At 69.2% G+C, this 1,394-nt stretch carries 1 protein-coding gene; it reads left to right on the top strand.

Features of this window, described 5'->3' with window-relative positions:
- Positions 1-156 precede the first annotated feature (156 nt).
- A complete protein-coding gene (locus FNH05_RS37345) occupies positions 157-1,236 on the top strand; it encodes a DivIVA domain-containing protein (RefSeq protein ID WP_144593533.1) in 1,080 nt (359 codons plus the stop codon).
- Positions 1,237-1,394 lie beyond the last annotated feature (158 nt).

Genomic DNA, 1,394 nt, shown 5'->3' with positions numbered 1-1,394 from the left:
GGATTCACACTGCGAAACCGCGCGATTGGCACAATGCTGGTGGACGGAACGCGGCGAGAAGAGGATGCTTGTCGTAGCAGGTTCTCCCCCTTGTCCATAAAGGACTGTCGGATGGGGATTCGTCCGCGAGCAGGCCGGTGAGCTACAGGAGGTGCTATGACGGGCGTGGATACTCGTGATGATCTGGTTCCGCTGCGCACGGACTTTGACCGGACCTGGCGCGGGTACGACACGCGTCAGGTCCGGGAGTACGTCCGCCGGGTGGAGGCGGATCTGCGGATGGTGATCGCCGACCGTGACGCGGCCGCCGCCGGGGCCGAGGATCTCGCGCGTCAGCTGGAGGAACTCCGCAGCGAGAACGACCGGCTGCGGGAGAAGATCGACCGGATCAGCCGCACGCCCATCGAGGCGGACGGGCTGAGCGAGCGGCTGCTGCGCATGGTGGAACTGGCCGAGGACGAGGCCAGGGAGATCACCGAGCGGGCCCACGCCGCCGCCGAGCGGAGCTGGGCCGCCGCCGAGCATTCGGCCCAGAAGCTGCGCGAACGCCATGAGCGGCTCGTCGCCGAGGTGGACGCGCGGCGCAAGCAGTCCGCAGCCGAGCACCAGGAGCTCATGCGGCGCACCCGTGCCGAGGTCGAGGCCATGACCAGCCAGGCCACGCTGCTGCGGCGCAAACTCGACGAGCAGGCCGCGCGCCGCCGCCAGCAGGTGGAGAAGGACTTCGAGGAGGCGATGGCGATCCGGCGCCAGGATGCCGTGAACGCCATCGAGCAGCAGGAACGCGAGGCCCGCGAGAAGGTCGAAAAGATGGTCACCGAGGCGACCGGGAAGGCCCACCGGATGGTCACCGAGGCGACGGAGAAGTCGGACAGGCTGGTCACCGAAGCCACGGAGAAGGCCCACCGGATGGTCACCGAGGCGACGGAGAAGTCGGACAGGCTGGTCACCGAGGCCACGGAGAAGGCGAACAAGCTGGTCACCGAGGCCACCGGGAAGGCGGACGCACTCGACGCCATCCGCACGCGCACCATCGAAGAGCTCCGGGTCACGCAGCAACTGCTGTCCCAGGCCACCCCACTGCTGCTCGGAGACGACGGACCTTCCTCGGACGAGTTGCGCGAGGTGCCCAAACCGCGCGATCAGGAGCCGGCCAAGGCCGCGGACGACCCCGACGCCGACGCCGACACCCCTGCCACCGCCGACACCGCCGTGGAGGCGGCCAAGGCGAGCTGAGCCCCGGGGTGGGTGCTTCTGGGGAAGGAGCACCCGCCCCGGCACCACCGCCGCGCATGCGTGTGGCCGTTGAGGGGTCCCCAGGCGCCGTGAGCCGTGAAGGGTCCCTTCACAGTCGATTTGACTGTGAAGGGACCCTTCACGGCCCAGCCCAGAGC

Origin of the sequence: Amycolatopsis rhizosphaerae (assembly GCF_007713715.1) — a bacterium.
Lineage (GTDB): Bacteria > Actinomycetota > Actinomycetes > Mycobacteriales > Pseudonocardiaceae > Amycolatopsis_E > Amycolatopsis_E rhizosphaerae.
The sequence above is the reverse complement of the archived record's forward strand: the minus strand, read 5'-3'. Positions and strand labels throughout refer to the sequence as shown.